Source organism: Mesorhizobium sp. CNPSo 4689, from assembly GCF_057784325.1.
Map to the genome: position 1 here is coordinate 172486 of NZ_JBWLUZ010000005.1, position 17356 is coordinate 189841.

Here is a 17356-nt window from a genome sequence, read left to right on the forward strand (position 1 = left end):
ATCACTCGGCCGGTGCGGCGCCCACCTGGCCGGCCACCTCCTGGTCCAGTTCGCCGAGGAATTCCACGATGCGGGCGGCATTGTCGCCGAGGTCGTATTGGCCGTAGCGCGAGGCGGACCGCATGTCGACGACGACCGTGTCGCCGTCGTCGGTCACACGGATCGCGACATCGGCCGGAAGGCTCAGCACGAAGCTTTTGGCGAGCGCATTGATCGTCACTTCGCTTTGCCCGTCGGTTTCAGGATATGGCGCCTGAAGCTGCCAGTCGCGCCGGTCGAGCACGGTCTCGACTGCATCGACGACGGTTTCGAAGGGCAAATTGTAGCTGCGACTGGTGACTAAAGGATAGGCATCGCCTTGCAGGATCTGCTCGCCTGGCGTCGGCGTCGATAGAACGTTCATGCCCTTGGTGCGGTCAGACGTGTCGATCGCCGGCGGATCGTCGAAATCGGTCGAGATGTCGCTCAACGGCGGCGAAATCGTCGCCCAATAGGCGGCGGCGCCGTAAGGGGCGAGCACCAGAAGCGCCAGCAGGGCGCCGACGGAGAGATCGCGGCCGCCGCGGTCGCCGAAATTCCACAGCCTGGAGAAGGCAAGTCCGGCGAACAAAAGGGCAAAGGCGGCGAGCAGCGCGACGATCGCCAATACCCAGAGGAAAACAGGCGTTTCGACGAGGTCGAATCGGTGGCCGACGAGCACTGTGAGCAGCAGGACCAGCGAAAAGGACGCTGTGCGCCGCGACCAGCCGGCCGCCCTCGACGTCTGTCGTTCAGGAATACTAACCATTCTCAGCCGCACCACCCCAAACCCGAACCGAGACTTAAAACGTTTTGGCTCAGGCTTGAAGCCGAAAGGCGCATCATGCCCATCAATCCGTCGGCAGGCGATAGTCCTTGAACTGCTCGCGCAAGGTGATCTTCTGGATCTTGCCGGTGGCGGTGTGCGGAATTTCGCCGACGAAGGCGACGTCGTCGGGCATCCACCATTTGGCCACCTTGCCGTTCATGAAATCGAGGATATCGGTCTTGCTCGGCTCCTTGCCGGGCTTGCGCACGACGACGAGCAAGGGCCGCTCGCCCCATTTGGAATGCGCAACCCCAATGGCCGCCGCCTCGGCGACATCGGGATGACCGACGGCGAGGTTTTCGAGATCGATGGTCGATATCCATTCGCCGCCCGATTTGATGACGTCCTTGGCGCGATCGGTGATCTGCATGTAGCCTCCCGGATCGATATGGGCGACATCGCCTGTGTCGAACCACCCTTCGGCGTCGAACTGCTCGGCGCCGACGCCGCCATAGTAGGCGCGTGCGATGGCTGGCCCGCGCACCTTGAGACGCCCGAAGGTCTTGCCGTCCCAGGGCATTGCCTTATCGTCGTCATCCGTCACCTTCATCTCGACGCCGAACGGCGGGTAGCCCTGCTTGCCTTGGATATCGAGCCGCGCCTCGCCCTTCAGCCCTTCATAGTCCGGCTTCATGGTGCACAGCGTGCCGAGCGGCGACATCTCGGTCATGCCCCAGGCATGGATGACCTGGACATCGTAACTGTCCTGGAATTTTTTGGTGATTGCGCGCGGACAGGACGAGCCGCCAATGACGACCTTGCCCAGATGGGGAAGTTTCTTGCCGGTTTCCTCCAGATATTGCAGCAGCATCATCCATACGGTCGGCACGGCGGCGCTGAAGGTCACCTTCTCGGTATCGAGCAGTTCGTAGATCGAGGCGCCGTCCATCTTGCAGCCGGGCATCACCAGCTTGGCGCCGATCATCGGCGCGCTCTGGCCAAGGCCCCAGGCATTGGCATGGAACATCGGCACCACCGGCAGGATGGTGTCGCGGGCCGAGATGCCCATGGCGTCGGGCATGGCAGCGATCATGGCGTGCAGCACGTTCGAACGATGGCTGTAGAGAACGCCCTTGGGATCGCCCGTCGTGCCCGAAGTGTAGCACATGCCGGCGGCGGTGTTTTCGTCGAAGGTCCTCCAGGCGAAGTCGCCGTCCGTCTCGGCCAGCCATTCCTCGTAGGCGACGGCGTTCGGCAATGCCGTCTCGGGCATGTGCGCGCTGTCGGTCAGCACGATCACACGCTTCAGCGATTTGACCGATCCGGCGATCTTCTCCAGCAGCGGCACGAATGTCAGGTCGACGAAGATTGCCTTGTCCTCGGCGTTGTTCATGATCCAGGCGATCTGCTCGGGGAAGAGCCGCGGATTGAGCGTGTGATAGATCGCACCGATCCCCATGATGCCGTACCAGGCCTCGATATGGCGTGCCGTGTTCCAGGCCAGCGTCGCGATGCGGTCGCCAAGCGCGAAACCGTCACGCTCAAGCCGTTGCGCCACTTTCAGGGCGAGGCGGTGGATTTCGGCGTAGGTGGTGCGCACGATCGGCCCTTCGATCGATCGCGACACGATCTCGCGGCTGCCATGCTGGCGTTCGGCATTGTCGATCAGCTTGTGGCAAAGCAGCGGCCATTCCTGCATCAATCCGAGCATGTCTGTTCCTCCCCTGCGCTTTTTCACGTCTACGCTTTTGCCCCATTGTGGGACGAACCGACGGATTGTCCAGCCATCCCGGTGCATTGGCCGAAATGACAAGGAAAACCGCCACAATCCGGCCATCGTCGGCGTTAAGCTCTGTTAATGGGTAGGGGTGCGATTGGCGAATGGAAGAGGTTCGCATGGACGCGCAGCTCGACGACAAGGCACTTGAAAACACACTTGCCGAAAGTCTGGCCGATTTGGTGCCTGACGCCAAAACCGTCTCCGAAGATGAATTCGTCGAGGTTGTCGGCGGCGCCCTCGAGGCGGTCGGCGGCACGCTGCTGTTCAAGATGTGCGTCGACAATGGCGGCGAAGGCCAGCATGTCGCAGCGGCATGCGTGGGAGATGGCGGCAACCGCCAGTTCCTGCTGCTGACCCTGCCAACGGTCGGCGGCGCGCTGAAGGTCGAGACGGCGTCGAGAAGCACCAATCCGGTGGCCGGCATCGCTGCCGCCTATGCCGGGCTGATGGATGTGTTCAAGACCGCAGCCTGAAAGTTTCTCGGGACAAGGCTAGTTGACCGCGGGCCAGGCGTGGATTTGGCTTGGCCTTGCACTTGGCGCTTGCCCGACACACCTATTCCGGACGGCGCCCCATGCCGGACAAGGAAAACCCGCCAATGGACAAGATCGCAAATCCCGCACCCGGCTTCCAGCGCAATCCTGACAAGGTGATCACCATCGAGCCCTATCACGGCACTGTCAGGGTGCGTGCCGGCGAAACGGTGATCGCCACGTCGACGACCGCAAAGCTCCTGTCGGAGCCGCCCTATGCTCAGGTTCTCTACATTCCCTTCGACGACATCGATTTCAGCCGGTTGGCCAAGACCGAGCACTCGACGCACTGCCCTTACAAGGGAGATGCCAGCTATTGGAGCGCACTGCCGGCTGGAGAGGCCGGCAAGGACGCGATGTGGGCCTATGAGCGCCCCTTCGACGAGATGACGGAGATCCGCAATCACGGCGCCTTTTATCCCAGCAAGGTGACGATCGAAGCCACGCCGGCCTAAGCGTTCCGAGTCGAGCACTCACCCAAGGGTGCATGCGTTGAGACTCAAATCAGGCTGATCCGATCAGTCGGTGGTGCCGTCATTGCCTACGCCATCGGCTTCATCGAGCCGCACGAAGGTCAGGCCCTTTTGCTTGAGCGACAGCAGGCCCTGCACCACGCCTTCGCCGGCGGCATGGGTGGGCTGGTTGATATGGGCGATGATGACGTCGCCATCCTTGGCGGCGGCGATGCGCCGGGCGGTTTCCTTCGCACCCAGCAAAGAGCCGCCGTCGCCGTTGATCGAAAAGCCGGCGATCTTGAAGCCAAGCTTGCGGATCATGGCGATGGCGGATGGGCTGTATTCGGCGGTCGCCCCGCGAAACCATTTCGGCGCCGGCTCGCCGGTGCGGGCGAGGGCTGCGGTGCCCGATTCGACTTCGGCCAGCACGGCCTCGGGACTGCCGGCGCTGCGGATGCCATAGATTTTTCGCGGCGTGTCGACTGCCGGAATATGGCGGCCGCCATGGTTCTCCAGTTCGAACAAATCGGGGTGCGCGCGCATGATCTCGATCGCCGCTTCATTGCGCTTCAGCCAGATGCCGGTGACGAAAATCGTCGCCGGGATCCTGTTGTCGACCAGCGCCGAGAGTATCCTGGTGTCGGTCTGGCCGCCGCAGGCGTCCAGCGTCAGCGCCACGCGGCCGCTGCCGGCCCGCGGCGTCAAATGCAGCGTAGGTTCGAGAAGCGGTGCGGTGTGACCTGCCGACACGGTGCAGGCCGAGATCGCTATCGCGCAAAGATGTTTTCCGAGCAGGCGCATGATTGATTTCCGGACAGATATAGAAGCGGATCCCTGCGGGAGCCGCGCCAAGAAGACCCGCATCAAGGCGAAAATCGGGACGGCGCGCATGCCAAAAGCGGCCGTGGCGACAATTTCCTGGCGTGTGACTTGTCAGCGAGTGGCGCGAACCACGGGTGGCGGTTGCACAGCGACGTCGGTCTGCGCCAGGATTTCGCGCACGGCCTCGATGACAGGCTCGACCTCCAGGCGCCAAACGCAGCAGGATTTGCTTGGGTCCGGCGAACGGCACAGATCGCGCGCCACGCATTCGCACGGCATGGAAGGCTGGAGGCAAATGCTCGGCGCGCCGACCGGCGCCCAGCGTGTTGGCCTTGTCAGGCCGAAAAGGCCAACAACAGGGGTTCCCGCCGCAGCGGCCATATGCATCGGGCCGCTCTCATTGCCGAGGAACAGCCGCGCTTCCTCCAGCAATGCCAGCAGCGTTTCGAGCGACAGGACGCCGACGAGGTTGACGACGGCCGATGCGGTCCCGGCGACGATCCGTTCAGCCGGCTTGCGCTCGTCCGGGCCGCCGACAAGCACGAAGTCCAGCCCGGTCTCGCGCGAGATTTCGTCAATCACGGCGGCGAAGCGTTCCGGCTGCCATTGCCGACCGCGGAAGCTCGCTCCGGCATGCACCGCGACGAAGGCGTTTCGCCGGAGCCCGTGCCTGTTCAGTAAGTCCTGGACGCGAGCCGTTTCCAGCGGCAGCGGCTTGATCGAAGGCGTTCTGACGCGCAGATCGATCTCAAGCGCCTCCAGCGGCGAAAGGTAGCGGTAGAGATAGTGCCTTTCACCGTAGCCGAACCGCGTGACCCGAATGTTTGCCGGATTGCGCTCGTACCAGCGCAAGGGCCTGTCAGTCGGGTGATAGCCTACCCTGGTCCTGGCGTTGACGAGCCTGACGACGACCCGAGAGGTTTTCGAATCGCTCAGGTCGATCGTCATGTCGAAGCGGTGCTGACGCAGCCTGCGCACCATCGAATAGAGCTCACGCCCGCGTTGCAGCGGTGAACCACGCAGGCGCGCGCGGCTGAAGGTGACGACGTCGGAGGCTATGCCGTGGGCGGTAAGGAAACTTGCGAAGTGCGCCTCGCAGAGGAATACGATCCCGACGCCCGGATATTCGAGCTGCAGGTTTTTCGCCAGCGTGGAGGCGAGGACAATATCGCCCATGTACTTGGTCTGGAGGATCAGGATCGAGCGGACGGGAGCGGGGGAAAACTGTAGCATCTGTTTCGGGCACCGGGGGTCGGGCTTGGGAAACTGGGCGGAAACGATGTCGAGATTGAGGACCGTCACGCGCAACTTCGCGTGACTTTGCTCACAAAATCGTAAGTTGGCAACCGCGCAGCCGGAGCCAATCGACAGTCATCGATCGGTCATCCATGGCAATAGTCGCGGCCATCAGGCGCGCGGCGCAGATGCCTTTGCCACCAGCACCGCTGCCTGCGCGGCGGCCAGCCTGGCGATCGGCACGCGGTAGGGCGAGCACGACACATAGTCGAGACCGACCTCCTCGCAGAAGCGGATCGAAGCGGGATCGCCGCCATGCTCGCCGCAAATGCCGAGCTTGATCTCGGGCCTGGTCGCCCTGCCCTTTTCGGCCGCCATGCGCACCAGTTCGCCGACGCCGTCTATGTCGAGCGACACGAACGGATCCTGCTCGATGATGCCTTTCTGGCGATAGGTCTCCAGGAACGAGGCGGCATCGTCACGCGAGATGCCGAAGGTGGTCTGGGTCAGGTCGTTTGTACCGAAGGAGAAGAATTCGGCCGCCTCGGCGATGACATGGGCGCGGATCGCGGCGCGCGGCAGTTCGATCATCGTGCCGGTGAGATAGTCGATCTTGATGCCGGTCTCTTCCATGACGCTCTTGGCGACGGCATCGATCCTCGCCTTGACGTAGTCTAGCTCCTTCACCAGGCCGACCAGCGGCACCATGATTTCGGGAACCACCAGCGCGCCGGCCTTCTGGCCGGCCTCTACGGCGGCCTCGAAGATGGCGCGCGCCTGCATTTCGGCGATCTCGGGATAGGAGACAGCCAGGCGGCAACCGCGATGGCCGAGCATCGGATTGAACTCGTGCAGGGCTTCGGTGCGCTGCCTGAGCTTTTCCGGCGACACGTTCATGGCGGCGGCGACTTCGGCCACTTCGCCTTCAGTCTTGGGCAGGAATTCGTGCAGCGGCGGATCGAGCAGGCGGATGGTCACCGGCAGGCCGGCCATGATCTCGAACAGTTCGAGGAAATCCGAGCGCTGCATCGGCAGCAGCTTGGCAAGGGCGGCGCGCCGGTCCTTCTCGGTGTCGGCCAGGATCATCTCGCGCATGGCGACGATGCGGTCGCCGTCGAAGAACATATGCTCGGTGCGGCAGAGACCGATGCCTTCGGCGCCGAAGGAGCGCGCCATGCGCGCATCGAGCGGGGTTTCGGCATTGGTGCGAACCTTCATGCGGCGCGCGGCGTCGGCCCATTCCATGATGGCGGCGAAATCGCCGGACAGTTCGGGCTGCAGCATCGGCACCGCGCCCTTCAGCACCTGGCCGTTGCCGCCGTCGATGGTGATGATGTCGCCCTTGCGGAAGGTCTGTCCCATCGCCATCAGCGTGCCGGTCTTGTAGTCGACGCGCAGCGAGCCGGCGCCGGACACGCAAGGCTTGCCCATGCCGCGCGCCACCACCGCGGCATGGCTGGTCATGCCGCCGCGCGTGGTCAGGATGCCTTCCGCGGCGTGCATGCCGTGGATGTCCTCGGGGCTGGTCTCGATCCGCACCAGGATCGCCTTGCGGCCTTGCGCCTTGGCGTCCTCGGCATCGCCTGAGGAAAAGACGATCTCGCCGGTGGCGGCGCCCGGCGAAGCCGGCAGGCCGATGCCGATCACGTCACGCGCGGCCTTCGGATCGATGGTCGGATGCAGCAGCTGGTCTAGCGAGGCGGGATCGATGCGGGCGACCGCCTCCTCCTTGGTGATCAGGCCATCCCTGGCCATCTCGACGGCGATCTTGAGCGCCGCCTTGGCGGTGCGCTTGCCGGAGCGGGTCTGCAGCATCCACAATTTGCCGCGCTCGATGGTGAATTCGAGGTCCTGCATGTCGCGGTAGTGCTTTTCCAGGCTGTCGGAGATGGTGACGAAGGACTGGAAGGCGTCCGGCATCAGCTTCTGCAGCGACGGCTTGTCGGAGCCGGCGGCAATGCGGGCAGCTTCGGTGATGTTCTGCGGCGTGCGGATGCCGGCAACGACGTCCTCACCCTGCGCATTGACCAGGAATTCGCCATAGAGCTGCTTTTCGCCGGTCGAAGGGTTACGGGTGAAGGCGACGCCAGTGGCCGAGGTATCGCCCATATTGCCGAACACCATGGCCTGGACGTTGACCGCCGTGCCCCAGCTTTCGGGTATGTCGTGCAGGCGCCGGTAGGTGATGGCGCGGTTGTTCATCCAGCTCGAAAACACCGCGCCGATCGCGCCCCACAGCTGCTCGTTCGGATCCTGCGGAAACGGCTTGCCGAGCTCCTCCTCCACCTTGGCCTTGTAGAGCGCGATCACGCCCTGCCATTCCAGCGCCGTCAGTTCGGTGTCGAGTTCGTGGCCGAGGCTCGCCTTCTGGTCCTCGAGGATCTCCTCGAACACGTCATGGTCGAGGCCCATGACGACGTCGGAATACATCTGGATAAAACGGCGGTAGCTGTCATAGGCGAAGCGCGCATCGCCGGAATCGGCGGCCAGCGCCTCGACGGTCTCGTCGTTGAGGCCGAGATTGAGCACGGTGTCCATCATGCCGGGCATCGAGGCGCGGGCGCCTGAGCGCACTGAAACCAGCAGCAGCTTCGACGGGTCGCCGAAACGGCGCTCGGTCAGCCGGCCGATATGGTCCAGCGCCACCGTGACATTTGATTCCAGCTCAGCCGGATAGGTACGGCCGTTGGCGTAATAGGCGTTGCAGACCTCGGTGGTGATGGTGAAGCCAGGCGGCACCGGCAGGCCGAGGCTGCACATCTCGGCCAGGTTAGCGCCCTTGCCACCCAGAAGGTTGCGGTCGCCGGCACGGCCTTCCGCCGCGCCATCGCCGAAGGTGTAAACCCACTTGGTCATGCTCGCCCTCCAGATGCCGGAGATTGGAAAGATCGGCGGAACCTGGACGATGGCCCAGGTTCCGACGCGCCTTAGATCGAGCGATATGATGCTGCACTGCGAAAGGCAAGGCAGGGCAAAGTCGGCGAGCGCCTACAATCGATTAAGAAAAACCCCTACAACCGATTAAAGCGAAGGCTGCGTCAAAAGACTTGCGGCATCGGAGGTAACGGAATAGAACATAACAAGAACATTGTATGGAGCGGCGTCATGAAACTGACCGGAAAACTCGACTATCTGGAAATGCCGGCGACCGGAGGTACGCTGGACAGTGTGAAGGCTTTCTACAGCGCCGCCTTTTCCTGGTCGTTCACCGATTACGGGCCGACCTATTCGGCCTTTGCCGAAGGGCTCGACGGCGGTTTTCAGGCCGATGCCGGCGAAGCCCCAGCCAAACCGCTGCCCGTGCTTTATTCCCAGGATCTGGAAGAAACGCTCGCCGCCGTCGAAAATGCCGGCGGCACCATCATCAAGCCGATCTTCTCGTTCCCGGGCGGCCGGCGCTTCCATTTCATCGATCCGGCCGGCAACGAAATGGCGGTCTGGAGCGAGTAGACGCCGCTCCTGGCCGCGGCTGTGGACTGCGAAATCAGGTGGGCGACACCACCCTTCATTGCCATTGTGCTTTTTGGCTGCTCTGCTAATAACGCGCCGCACAAGCGACTCTGATGGCTATTGGGGCGTCGCCAAGTGGTAAGGCATCGGTTTTTGGTACCGACATTCCCAGGTTCGAATCCTGGCGCCCCAGCCAAACCTGCCAACAAAAAATGAGATCAAATCCGGGCTGCTCGCCCGGCCACCTCAGCTCGCCTCGCGCATCGCCTCGGCGGCTTGCAGGTCGACCGAGACCAGCTGGCTGACGCCCTGCTCGGCCATGGTCACGCCGAACAGCCGGTCCATGCGCGCCATGGTGATCGGGTTGTGGGTGATGATGACGAAGCGCGTCTCGGTGGTCTTGGCCATCTCGTCCATGAGATTGCAGAAGCGCTCGACATTGTGGTCGTCGAGCGGCGCGTCGACTTCGTCGAGCACGCAGATCGGCGCCGGATTGGTGAGGAAGACGGCAAAGATCAGCGACATCGCCGTCAGCGCCTGCTCGCCGCCGGAGAGGAGCGTCATGGTCTGCGGCTTCTTGCCGGGCGGGCGGGCGAGGATCTCGAGCCCGGCCTCGAGCGGATCTTCGGATTCGATCAGCTGGAGTTCGGCCGTGCCGCCGCCGAACAGATGCGAGAACAGCCGCTGGAAATGGCCGTTGACCACCTCGAAGGCGGCGAGCAGCCGCTCGCGTCCCTCGCGGTTCAGGCTCTGGATCGCTTGCCTGAGCTTGCGGATCGCCTCGATGATATCCTCGCGCTCGGAAACGATGGTCTCCAACCGGTCGGACAGTTCCTTCTGCTCTTCCTCGGCGCGCAGATTGACAGCGCCGAGCCGTTCGCGTTCGATCTTCAGCCGGTCGAGCTGGCGCTCGATCTCGGCCATTTCGGGCATCGGGTCGTCGGCCTCCAGTCCGGTATGGCGGATGACCAGATGCGGCGGCGTGTTCAGCGTTTCCTGAATGCGCGCCTCGACCTCCAGCCGCCGCTCGTCGGCCGCCGTCAGTCGCTCCTCGGCGCGGACGCGGGATTCACGGGCTTCGGCCAGCGACTGGATCGCCGCCGTTGCGGCCTTATCGAGTTCGGCCTGCTTGTTTTCGGCTTCCTGCAGGCGATCGCCCGCCGCCTGGCGCAGCGACTCGGCTTCGGCGAGCTGCGACAGCAGCGCGCGCCGCTTGGCATCGATCTCGTCGGGCGCGTCGGCCAGCCGCTCGCGCTCGGTCTCGGCTTCGGCCTTGCGCTCGCCAAGGGCGGCGATCTGGGTCGAGGCGTTCTCGGCCCGCTCCAGCCAGTTGCGGCGTTCGGCACCAATGGCTTCGAGGCGGCGCGCACGCGCCTCGGCTTCCCGCCGCAACCCTTCATGGACGGCACGCGCATCGGCCAGAGTGGCACGGTCTTTTGCGACATTGGCCGAGGACTGTTCGAGCTGCAGTTGCAGGTCGCCAAGATCGGGCGCGCTCTGCAGCAGCATTTCCGCCTCGACGAAGGCGGCCGCCGTCTCTTCATGGCTGTCGACGACGCGGGCGCGCGCCTCGTCGAGGGCAGCGCGCCGGCTCACCAGTTCGCCGCCGGCCTTTTCGGCCTCGGCCAGCACGTTACGGGCGGCGTCCAGTCCGTGCTGGGCATCACGGCCCGCCTGCCTGGCATTGCGCTCGGCCTCGCTCGTCTGGCGAAGCGCCTGCTCGGCCAAGGCAAGGGCTACTTCGGCCTCGCGCAGGACGAGGGTCGCCTGGACCGCCTCGGCGTCGAGTTCGGCCAGCCGGTTCTTCTGGGCCAGCCGCTGCGCGGCCGCGGTCGGCGCGTCGGCGCTGGCGGTCAGCCCGTCCCAGCGCCACAGCGCGCCTTCACGGCTGACCAGCCGCTGTCCCGGAGCCAACAGGGCCTGCAACCGCCGGCCGTCCGCGGCGTCGACAATGCCGATCTGCGCCAAGCGGCGGGCAAGCTGTGCCGGGGCACGAACCACGCTGGCAAGGCTCCTGATGCCTTCCGGCAGCGCGGCATCGCCGGGCTGAACCTGGCTTTCGCCCCAATGCACAGGGGCGCTGCGGTCGAGCGGCACGTCGAGATCCTCGCCAAGCGCTGCGCCCAGCGCTGTCTCATAGCCGCGCTCGACGCTGAGTTGTTCGAGAACGGAGGGGAAGAGATCGCCACTCGCGGCATTCAAAATCTTCGCCAGCGTGCGGGCTTCGGTCTCGATGCGCGCCAACTCGGCCTTGGCATCCTGCAGCGGCGGGCGGGCGGCACTTTCGGCCGCGCGCGCCTCGGCGACGGCCTGTTCGGCCGATATCGCATTGGCCTCGGCCTGTTCCAGCAGCGCCTGGGCGTCCTCGACCAGAAGCCGCTTCTCGGCGGGATCGGGCAGGCCGGCGACCTTGGAAATTATCTCTGACAGCTCGCGGTCGACCTCGGCAAGCTGGCGGGCGAAGCGGTCGCGCCGCTCGGCGGTCTCGCGCAAGGTGCGCTCGATCTGGTTGCGCGAGGCGGCCGCTTCGGCGCGTTCGGCGGTCAGCGCGGCAAGCTTCGCTTCGCTCTGCGAGAGCGTGGCTGCCGCTTGCTCAAAGGCGCCACGCGTGGTGGCCTCGCGCTCGGCGGCACCGGCATTTTCGGAATTGAGCGTAGCTTCCTCGGTGCGAAGGCGTTCGAGGATATCGGCGTTGTCGCGCACCATCCGCTCCTCGCGGGCGATGTCGCCGTCAAGCTGCTGCAGCCGGCGCTCGAGTTCGGCCTGGCGGGCACGGATGCGGCCCGCCTCCTCCTCGATCTGCGTCTTGGCGATCGACAGGCGCTGGAAGGCAGCGGCAGCGGCAGCTTCCGCGTCGCGCAGATCTGGCAGCCGGTGGGCGCCGATGCCTTGCTCCCTTGCGGCCGCCATCTGGGCGGCGGCGCGGTCGCCGACCAGCGTCGTGGCAACCGCCAGCGCCGAACGCGCCTCGCCTTCCTGGGTCTTGGCCAGCGTCCAGCGCAGATGCAGCAGCGTCGCCTCGGCCTTGCGGATGTCGGCCGACAGGTTCTTGAAGCGCGAGGCTTGGCGCGCCTGGCGCTTCAGGCTTTCGATCTGGCTTTCCAACTCGCCGACGACGTCGTCCAGCCGTTCCAGGTTCTGCTCGGCCGCCTTCAGCCGAAGCTCGGCCTCGTGGCGACGCGTGTGCAGGCCGGAAATGCCTGCCGCTTCTTCCAGCAGAGCGCGGCGCGCCTGGGGCTTCGCCTGGATCAGTTCGCCGATGCGGCCCTGCCCGACCATCGAGGGCGAGCGGGCACCGGTCGACTGGTCGGCGAACAGAAGCTGCACGTCCTTGGCGCGGGCTTCCTTGCCATTGATGCGGTAGAGCGAGCCGGCCTCGCGTTCTATGCGGCGCGACACCTGCAGCTCATCGGCGTCGTTGAAGGCCGAAGGCGCGGTGCGGTCACTGTTGTCGAGGAAAAGCGTGACTTCGGCGGTGTTGCGGGCCGGGCGCGTTCCCGAGCCGGAAAAGATCACGTCGTCCATGCCGGACGCGCGCATGTTCTTGTAGGAGCTTTCGCCCATCACCCAGCGCAGCGCCTCGACGAGGTTCGACTTGCCGCAGCCGTTCGGCCCGACAATGCCGGTCAGGCCGCGTTCGATGACGAACTCGCCGGGTTCGACGAAGGATTTGAAACCGAGAAGGCGAAGGCGCGAAAACTTCATTCGCGCCGCCCCGCAAGCCGTTTCAGCAGAAGTATTCCGCGGTTGAACCCGCGGCAAGGCATAGGCGTGCGCACGCCGAAGCGCAGCCGCTTCGGCGCTGCCTGGACGTCAGAGCAGAGGGTCGAGGATGGCCGACACTTCCTCAATCGACATCGCCCCTTTGTAGGTCTTTCCATTGATGAAGAAGGTCGGCGTCGAGTCGACCTTGAATTCATCGGCGCCGCGCTTCTGGACCGCTCTCACATCGTCCAGAAGTTTCTGGTCCGTCAAGCAGGCCTCGAAGGACTCCTGTGTAAAACCGGCGAGCTTCGAGATTTGCAGCAATGCGTCCTTGGTGTTGTTGACGCCAACCCAGTTGGCCTGTTGCTTGAACAGCACGTCCACCATCGGGAAATAGTTATCCTTGGCGCAGCGCGCCAGCATGAAACCGGCCTCGGCGCTCGGATCGAACGGAAATTCGCGCAGGATGTAGCGGGCCTTGCCGGTGTCGATGTATTTCGTCTTCAACTCAGGGAAGGTCGTCTCGTTGAAATGCGCGCAATGCGGGCAGGTCATCGAGGCGTATTCGACGATGGTGACCTTGGCGTCGTCCTTGCCGAGCTGCTTGTCGGGCAACGCGCCGGGCTTCAGCAGTTCGGCCATGTCGACCGTGCCCTGCGCTTCCGGCACCTTGACGGCGGCCGGCGTGGCTGGTGTCGCAGGGGTGGCGGGAGCGGCAGGCTTCACATCCGCCGCTTTGGCCTCCTCATCCGAGTCGCTGCAAGCGGCAAGCAGAACCACAGCCGGAACGGCGGCCAGCGAAGACAAGAGGTTTCTGCGAGACAAGCTTTGGCCAAACGGGGAACGGTTCATGCGAATCACCTGACAATAGTTGGATTTTGCAATGCAAAGGCTAGAAAAGGCGAGAGTTAGCGCGAATTAAGGCATCGCTGTCCCCATTCCAATCGCCAAAGACTATATGCATGATCACGAATGCGCGAGATAGATGACGCGTTCATGACCCGCGCGGTTTCCTTTCGCCAAGAATAGTGGCGCCGAGCCGTTCCAGCGAGGCGCGCAAGCCATCGTCTTCGATCTTACCGACCGTCTCGGACAATTTGGCCTTCTCGGCTGATGTCAGCGGCCTGAGAGCCGGTTTCGGCCGGGCTTTTTCGGTCAGCACCGGCTTCTGCAGGATCTTGATGCGGCCGATGGCATTGAACCCGAGGAAAGCATTGACGCGGTTGATGATCTCGCCGGCCTCGTGCTGCAAATGCAGCGCGGCCATGCCCTCGCAGGCGATGACCAGCACCGCCGGCTCGAATGGATCGTCCTCATGCAGGCGGCGCGGCCACTGGATCTTCTCGGGGCGCGAACGGCCGGCAAGCCGGGGTCCGGCGATCTCCTCCCATGACTGGACCAGCCCAATCGAGATGCCGGCGCGCTTGCGCAGCACCGGATCAAGGATCTCGGTCGCGAGATCGCTCACCGGAACGGGATTGCCGAAGGGCTTTTTCCCTGCCATGTGCGTTCTCCAGTCACCACCCCTAACCTAGCCAGGTCAGTTCCGATCAATGGCACCGCTCGCCCAGCCTCGCAAGACCGCATCCGGGGAGAGCGGCAAGGCCGCCTCCGAGGACAGCAGCAAAGCTGCGTCGGGAGATACCAGCAAAGCTGGATCTGGTGGGATCGCGCCCCACCTGCTTGCCTGGTACGACGCGCATCACCGCGAATTGCCGTGGCGCATTGCGCCGCGCGCGCTGGCGTCAGGTACAAAACCCAATCCCTACCGCGTCTGGCTGTCCGAGGTCATGCTGCAGCAGACCACGGTCGAGGCGGTCAAAGCCTATTTTCGCGCTTTCGTCGAGAAATGGCCTGATGTCGAGGCTCTGGCCGCTGCGTCGACGGAAGACGTGATGAAGGCGTGGGCCGGGCTCGGCTACTATTCACGGGCGCGCAATCTCAAGGCCTGCGCCGATCTCGTGGCGCGGCGTGGCGGCAGCTTTCCGGACGGCGAAGCTAGCCTCAGGGAACTGCCGGGGATCGGCGCCTATACCGCGGCGGCGATCGCGGCGATTGCCTTCGACCGACCGGCGGCCGTCGTCGACGGCAATGTCGAACGGGTCGTCTCCCGGCTGTTTTCGATCGCAACGCCTCTCAGCGAAGCGAAGGGCGAGATCCGCGCGCTTGTCGAGCGCATGGTTCCGGACAAAAGACCGGGCGACTTCGCCCAGGCGATGATGGATCTCGGCGCGACGATCTGCACGCCGCGTAGGCCACGCTGCATGCTGTGCCCGCTGCGGGCGGATTGCAGCGCCATTCTTTCAGGCGATCCCGAACGCTTCCCGGTTCGCTTGCCGAAGGCGGAAAAACCCTTGCGGCGCGGAGCAGCGTTCGTGGCAGTCAGAAGCGACGGCGCCATCCTGTTGCGCAAGCGCCCGGACAAGGGCTTGCTCGGCGGCATGACCGAGGTGCCGACAACGGCCTGGACGGCGCGGATGGACGGCGCGACTACGGCGGCTGCGGCGCCGTTTGCCGCCGACTGGCGGCGTGCCGGGCAGATCGCGCATGTTTTCACCCATTTCGCGCTCGAACTCGACGTCTTTCATGCGCAGATGAGCGGCGACACCCCAGCCGGCCATTTCTGGTCGCTGCCATCGGACATTTCAGGCGAGGCGTTGCCGACTGTCATGAAAAAGGCAATCGAGGCTGCGATACCCGGCGCGACGAAAAAGCCGTCGCCACATACCGCAAAGAGGCCTGCATGACTGAAATCCGCCACATCGTTTTCGACATCGGCAGAGTGCTGATCCATTACGATCCGAATATCCCGTTCAGCCGCCTGATCCCGGATGCCGAAGAGAGAAAGTGGTTTTTCGACAATGTCTGCACCAGCGACTGGAACATCGAGCAGGACCGTGGCCGGACCTGGGAAGAGGCGGAGGCGCTGCTGATCGCCGAACACCCCGATCATGCTGAAAATATTCGCAATTTCCGCCGCCACTGGCACGACATGGTGCCGCATGCTTATGACGACAGCGTCGCCATCATGGAGAAGCTGATCGACACTGGCCATGACGTGACCATGCTGACCAATTTTGCCACCGACACGCTTGCCGAAGCCCGGCAGCGCTTCGATTTTCTGAACCATCCGCGCGGCGTGACAGTGTCGGGCGACATCCGCCAGATCAAGCCTGACCGCGCCATCTACGATCATCACGTCGCCGCGTTCGGCCTCGAACCCGAAGCGACGCTGTTCATCGACGACAGCCAGAAGAATGTCGACGGCGCCAAGGCTGCCGGCTGGCAGGCGGTGCTGTTCACCGACGCCGAAACGCTCAAGGCGGACCTCGAGCGCCTTGGGATCAAGGTGAGCTGAATCAGGCCCCTGCCCGCTCCATGCCGAGGCGGGCAATGCGGCGCAGTTCGTCGATCGGGGTGAGGCCGCCGCTGCGCTCATAGTGCCAGAAGGTCCAGCCGTTGCAGGCGTCCAGCCCCTGCACCTCGGCGCCGATCTTGTGGATCGAGCCGGCGCTATCGCCGATGGCCACGGTGCCGTCGGCGCGCACCTTGGCCGCCCACCGCTTCTTGGCGTCATAGAGCGTGGCGCCGGGCAGCATAAGACCGGTGTCGATCAGGCTGACAAAGGCAACGCGCGGCTCGGCGCGCTTGCCGGTAAGCACGGTGAGATCCTCGCCGTCCAGCGGCCGGACGGCATCGATGCGCTCGTTGGCGGCATCGATATAGGCCTGCTCGCGCTCGATGCCGACGAAGTGGCGGCCAAGGCGTTTTGCCACCGCGCCGGTGGTGCCGGAGCCGAAGAAGGGATCGAGCACGATGTCGCCCGGTTTGGTCGAGGCCATCATGATGCGGGCCAGCAGCGCTTCCGGCTTCTGCGTCGGATGCAATTTGTCGCCGTTCTCGTTCTTCAGCCGCTCGCCGCCGGTGCAGATCGGAAACAGCCAGTCGGAGCGCATCTGGACGTCGTCGTTGGATGCCTTCAGCGCCTCGTAGTTGAAGGTGTAGCCTTTGCCCTTCTGGTCGCGCGAGGCCCAGATCATCGTCTCGTGCGCATTCTGGAAGCGGCGGCCGCGGAAGTTCGGCATCGGGTTGGTCTTGCGCCAGATGACGTCGTTGAGGATCCAGAAGCCGAGGTCCTGCATCCGGGCGCCGACCCTGAAGATGTTGTGGTAGGAGCCGATGACCCAGATGGTGCCGTTCGGCTTCAGCACGCGGCGCGCCGCCAGCAGCCAGGCGCGGGTGAACGCGTCGTAGGCTTCAAAGCTCTCGAACTGGTCCCAATCGTCGTCGACGGCGTCGACCTTGGACTGGTCGGGCCGGTGCAGGTCGCCGTCGAGCTGAAGGTTGTAGGGCGGATCGGCGAAGATGACGTCGATCGATTTTTCGGGCAGCCGGTCGAGTGCCGCAACGCAGTCGCCCTTCAGGATCGTGTCCAGCCATTCGGATTGCTGGGGAGCGTGGGAAAGCTCGTCGAGAAGACGCACGGCTGACATTGTTACACCCAAGGCACGCGTTACTGTTTTACTTCCTGTTATGGTTACCGATCAGCGTAAATATTCGGTGAAGGGCGGAACCGGTTCGGCCGCCT

At 64.2% G+C, this 17356-nt stretch carries 14 protein-coding genes and 1 tRNA gene; 6 read left to right on the forward strand and 9 right to left on the reverse strand.

Features of this window, described 5'->3' with window-relative positions; genetic code table 11:
* Position 1 precedes the first annotated feature (1 nt).
* Both AC04SI_RS11240 and AC04SI_RS11245 read right to left on the reverse strand, forming a co-directional pair.
* Positions 2 to 787, reverse strand: a complete 786-nt coding sequence (locus tag AC04SI_RS11240; protein ID WP_404277244.1) for a DUF1499 domain-containing protein — start codon at positions 785 to 787, stop codon at positions 2 to 4.
* A gap of 82 nt (positions 788 to 869) precedes the next feature.
* Positions 870 to 2498, reverse strand: a complete 1629-nt coding sequence (locus AC04SI_RS11245) for a fatty-acid--CoA ligase (RefSeq protein ID WP_404277243.1) — start codon at positions 2496 to 2498, stop codon at positions 870 to 872.
* Positions 2499 to 2683: 185 nt separating this feature from the next.
* Here AC04SI_RS11245 and AC04SI_RS11250 point away from each other — a divergent pair, with 185 nt between their 5' ends.
* Positions 2684 to 3040 (forward strand): hypothetical protein, encoded by a 357-nt coding sequence (locus AC04SI_RS11250; RefSeq protein ID WP_404277242.1) that lies wholly within the window; start codon positions 2684 to 2686, stop codon positions 3038 to 3040.
* Between the two features lie 125 nt (positions 3041 to 3165).
* Positions 3166 to 3555, forward strand: coding sequence for a DUF427 domain-containing protein (locus tag AC04SI_RS11255; RefSeq protein WP_404277241.1), 390 nt, complete (start codon positions 3166 to 3168; stop codon positions 3553 to 3555).
* A 63-nt stretch (positions 3556 to 3618) separates the two neighbouring features.
* On the opposite strand, the gene AC04SI_RS11260 is transcribed toward AC04SI_RS11255, so the two are convergent.
* The 3 genes from AC04SI_RS11260 to ppdK all read right to left on the reverse strand — a co-directional run bounded on the left by AC04SI_RS11260 (position 3619) and on the right by ppdK (position 8469).
* Positions 3619 to 4356 carry a polysaccharide deacetylase family protein gene (locus AC04SI_RS11260; RefSeq protein WP_404277240.1) on the reverse strand — a complete coding sequence of 246 codons (738 nt, stop codon included), beginning with the start codon at positions 4354 to 4356 and terminating at the stop codon, positions 3619 to 3621.
* Positions 4357 to 4488: 132 nt separating this feature from the next.
* A complete protein-coding gene (locus AC04SI_RS11265) occupies positions 4489 to 5679 on the reverse strand; it encodes a glycosyltransferase family 9 protein (RefSeq protein WP_404277239.1) in 1191 nt (396 codons plus the stop codon).
* 105 nt (positions 5680 to 5784) lie between these two features.
* Positions 5785 to 8469, reverse strand: a complete 2685-nt coding sequence (gene ppdK, locus AC04SI_RS11270; RefSeq protein WP_404277238.1) for a pyruvate, phosphate dikinase — start codon at positions 8467 to 8469, stop codon at positions 5785 to 5787.
* A gap of 249 nt (positions 8470 to 8718) precedes the next feature.
* Here ppdK and AC04SI_RS11275 point away from each other — a divergent pair, with 249 nt between their 5' ends.
* Complete coding sequence (locus tag AC04SI_RS11275; RefSeq protein ID WP_404277237.1) at positions 8719 to 9063, forward strand: VOC family protein; 345 nt, start codon at positions 8719 to 8721, stop codon at positions 9061 to 9063.
* Between the two features lie 121 nt (positions 9064 to 9184).
* Positions 9185 to 9259 (forward strand) — tRNA-Gln (locus AC04SI_RS11280).
* A gap of 50 nt (positions 9260 to 9309) precedes the next feature.
* Here the strand turns inward: AC04SI_RS11280 and smc are convergent.
* From smc to AC04SI_RS11295, 3 genes are all read right to left on the reverse strand, one after another.
* The gene (gene smc / locus AC04SI_RS11285) at positions 9310 to 12768 is read right to left on the reverse strand and encodes a chromosome segregation protein SMC (protein WP_404277236.1); all 3459 of its coding nucleotides are present in this window, start codon (positions 12766 to 12768) and stop codon (positions 9310 to 9312) included.
* A gap of 108 nt (positions 12769 to 12876) precedes the next feature.
* Positions 12877 to 13620, reverse strand: coding sequence for a DsbA family protein (locus AC04SI_RS11290; RefSeq protein ID WP_404277235.1), 744 nt, complete (start codon positions 13618 to 13620; stop codon positions 12877 to 12879).
* Positions 13621 to 13762: 142 nt separating this feature from the next.
* Positions 13763 to 14272 (reverse strand): DUF721 domain-containing protein, encoded by a 510-nt coding sequence (locus tag AC04SI_RS11295; RefSeq protein ID WP_488474224.1) that lies wholly within the window; start codon positions 14270 to 14272, stop codon positions 13763 to 13765.
* 49 nt (positions 14273 to 14321) lie between these two features.
* Between AC04SI_RS11295 and mutY the strand changes: the two genes are divergently transcribed.
* Positions 14322 to 15515 carry an A/G-specific adenine glycosylase gene (mutY, locus tag AC04SI_RS11300; protein ID WP_404277233.1) on the forward strand — a complete coding sequence of 398 codons (1194 nt, stop codon included), beginning with the start codon at positions 14322 to 14324 and terminating at the stop codon, positions 15513 to 15515.
* Positions 15512 to 16126: an HAD family hydrolase gene (locus AC04SI_RS11305; RefSeq protein ID WP_404277232.1), complete on the forward strand. Its 615-nt coding sequence runs from the start codon at positions 15512 to 15514 to the stop codon at positions 16124 to 16126. The genes mutY and AC04SI_RS11305 overlap by 4 nt, the downstream gene beginning before the upstream one ends.
* Position 16127: 1 nt before the next feature.
* Here AC04SI_RS11305 and AC04SI_RS11310 read toward each other — a convergent pair whose 3' ends face one another.
* Positions 16128 to 17261, reverse strand: coding sequence for a site-specific DNA-methyltransferase (locus tag AC04SI_RS11310; protein ID WP_404277231.1), 1134 nt, complete (start codon positions 17259 to 17261; stop codon positions 16128 to 16130).
* Between the last annotated feature and the right edge of the window lie 95 nt (positions 17262 to 17356).

What these genes read in the sequence shown, in the direction of transcription:
- AC04SI_RS11240 (WP_404277244.1), bottom strand. Translation starts at nt 787, where the DNA reads ATGGTTAGTATTCCTGAACGACAGACGTCGAGGGCGGCCGGCTGGTCG.
- AC04SI_RS11245 (WP_404277243.1), bottom strand. Translation starts at nt 2,498, where the DNA reads ATGCTCGGATTGATGCAGGAATGGCCGCTGCTTTGCCACAAGCTGATC.
- AC04SI_RS11250 (WP_404277242.1), top strand. Translation starts at nt 2,684, where the DNA reads ATGGACGCGCAGCTCGACGACAAGGCACTTGAAAACACACTTGCCGAA.
- AC04SI_RS11255 (WP_404277241.1), top strand. Translation starts at nt 3,166, where the DNA reads ATGGACAAGATCGCAAATCCCGCACCCGGCTTCCAGCGCAATCCTGAC.
- AC04SI_RS11260 (WP_404277240.1), bottom strand. Translation starts at nt 4,356, where the DNA reads ATGCGCCTGCTCGGAAAACATCTTTGCGCGATAGCGATCTCGGCCTGC.
- ppdK (WP_404277238.1), bottom strand. Translation starts at nt 8,469, where the DNA reads ATGACCAAGTGGGTTTACACCTTCGGCGATGGCGCGGCGGAAGGCCGT.
- AC04SI_RS11275 (WP_404277237.1), top strand. Translation starts at nt 8,719, where the DNA reads ATGAAACTGACCGGAAAACTCGACTATCTGGAAATGCCGGCGACCGGA.
- smc (WP_404277236.1), bottom strand. Translation starts at nt 12,768, where the DNA reads ATGAAGTTTTCGCGCCTTCGCCTTCTCGGTTTCAAATCCTTCGTCGAA.
- AC04SI_RS11290 (WP_404277235.1), bottom strand. Translation starts at nt 13,620, where the DNA reads ATGAACCGTTCCCCGTTTGGCCAAAGCTTGTCTCGCAGAAACCTCTTG.
- AC04SI_RS11295 (WP_488474224.1), bottom strand. Translation starts at nt 14,272, where the DNA reads ATGGCAGGGAAAAAGCCCTTCGGCAATCCCGTTCCGGTGAGCGATCTC.
- mutY (WP_404277233.1), top strand. Translation starts at nt 14,322, where the DNA reads ATGGCACCGCTCGCCCAGCCTCGCAAGACCGCATCCGGGGAGAGCGGC.
- AC04SI_RS11305 (WP_404277232.1), top strand. Translation starts at nt 15,512, where the DNA reads ATGACTGAAATCCGCCACATCGTTTTCGACATCGGCAGAGTGCTGATC.
- AC04SI_RS11310 (WP_404277231.1), bottom strand. Translation starts at nt 17,261, where the DNA reads ATGTCAGCCGTGCGTCTTCTCGACGAGCTTTCCCACGCTCCCCAGCAA.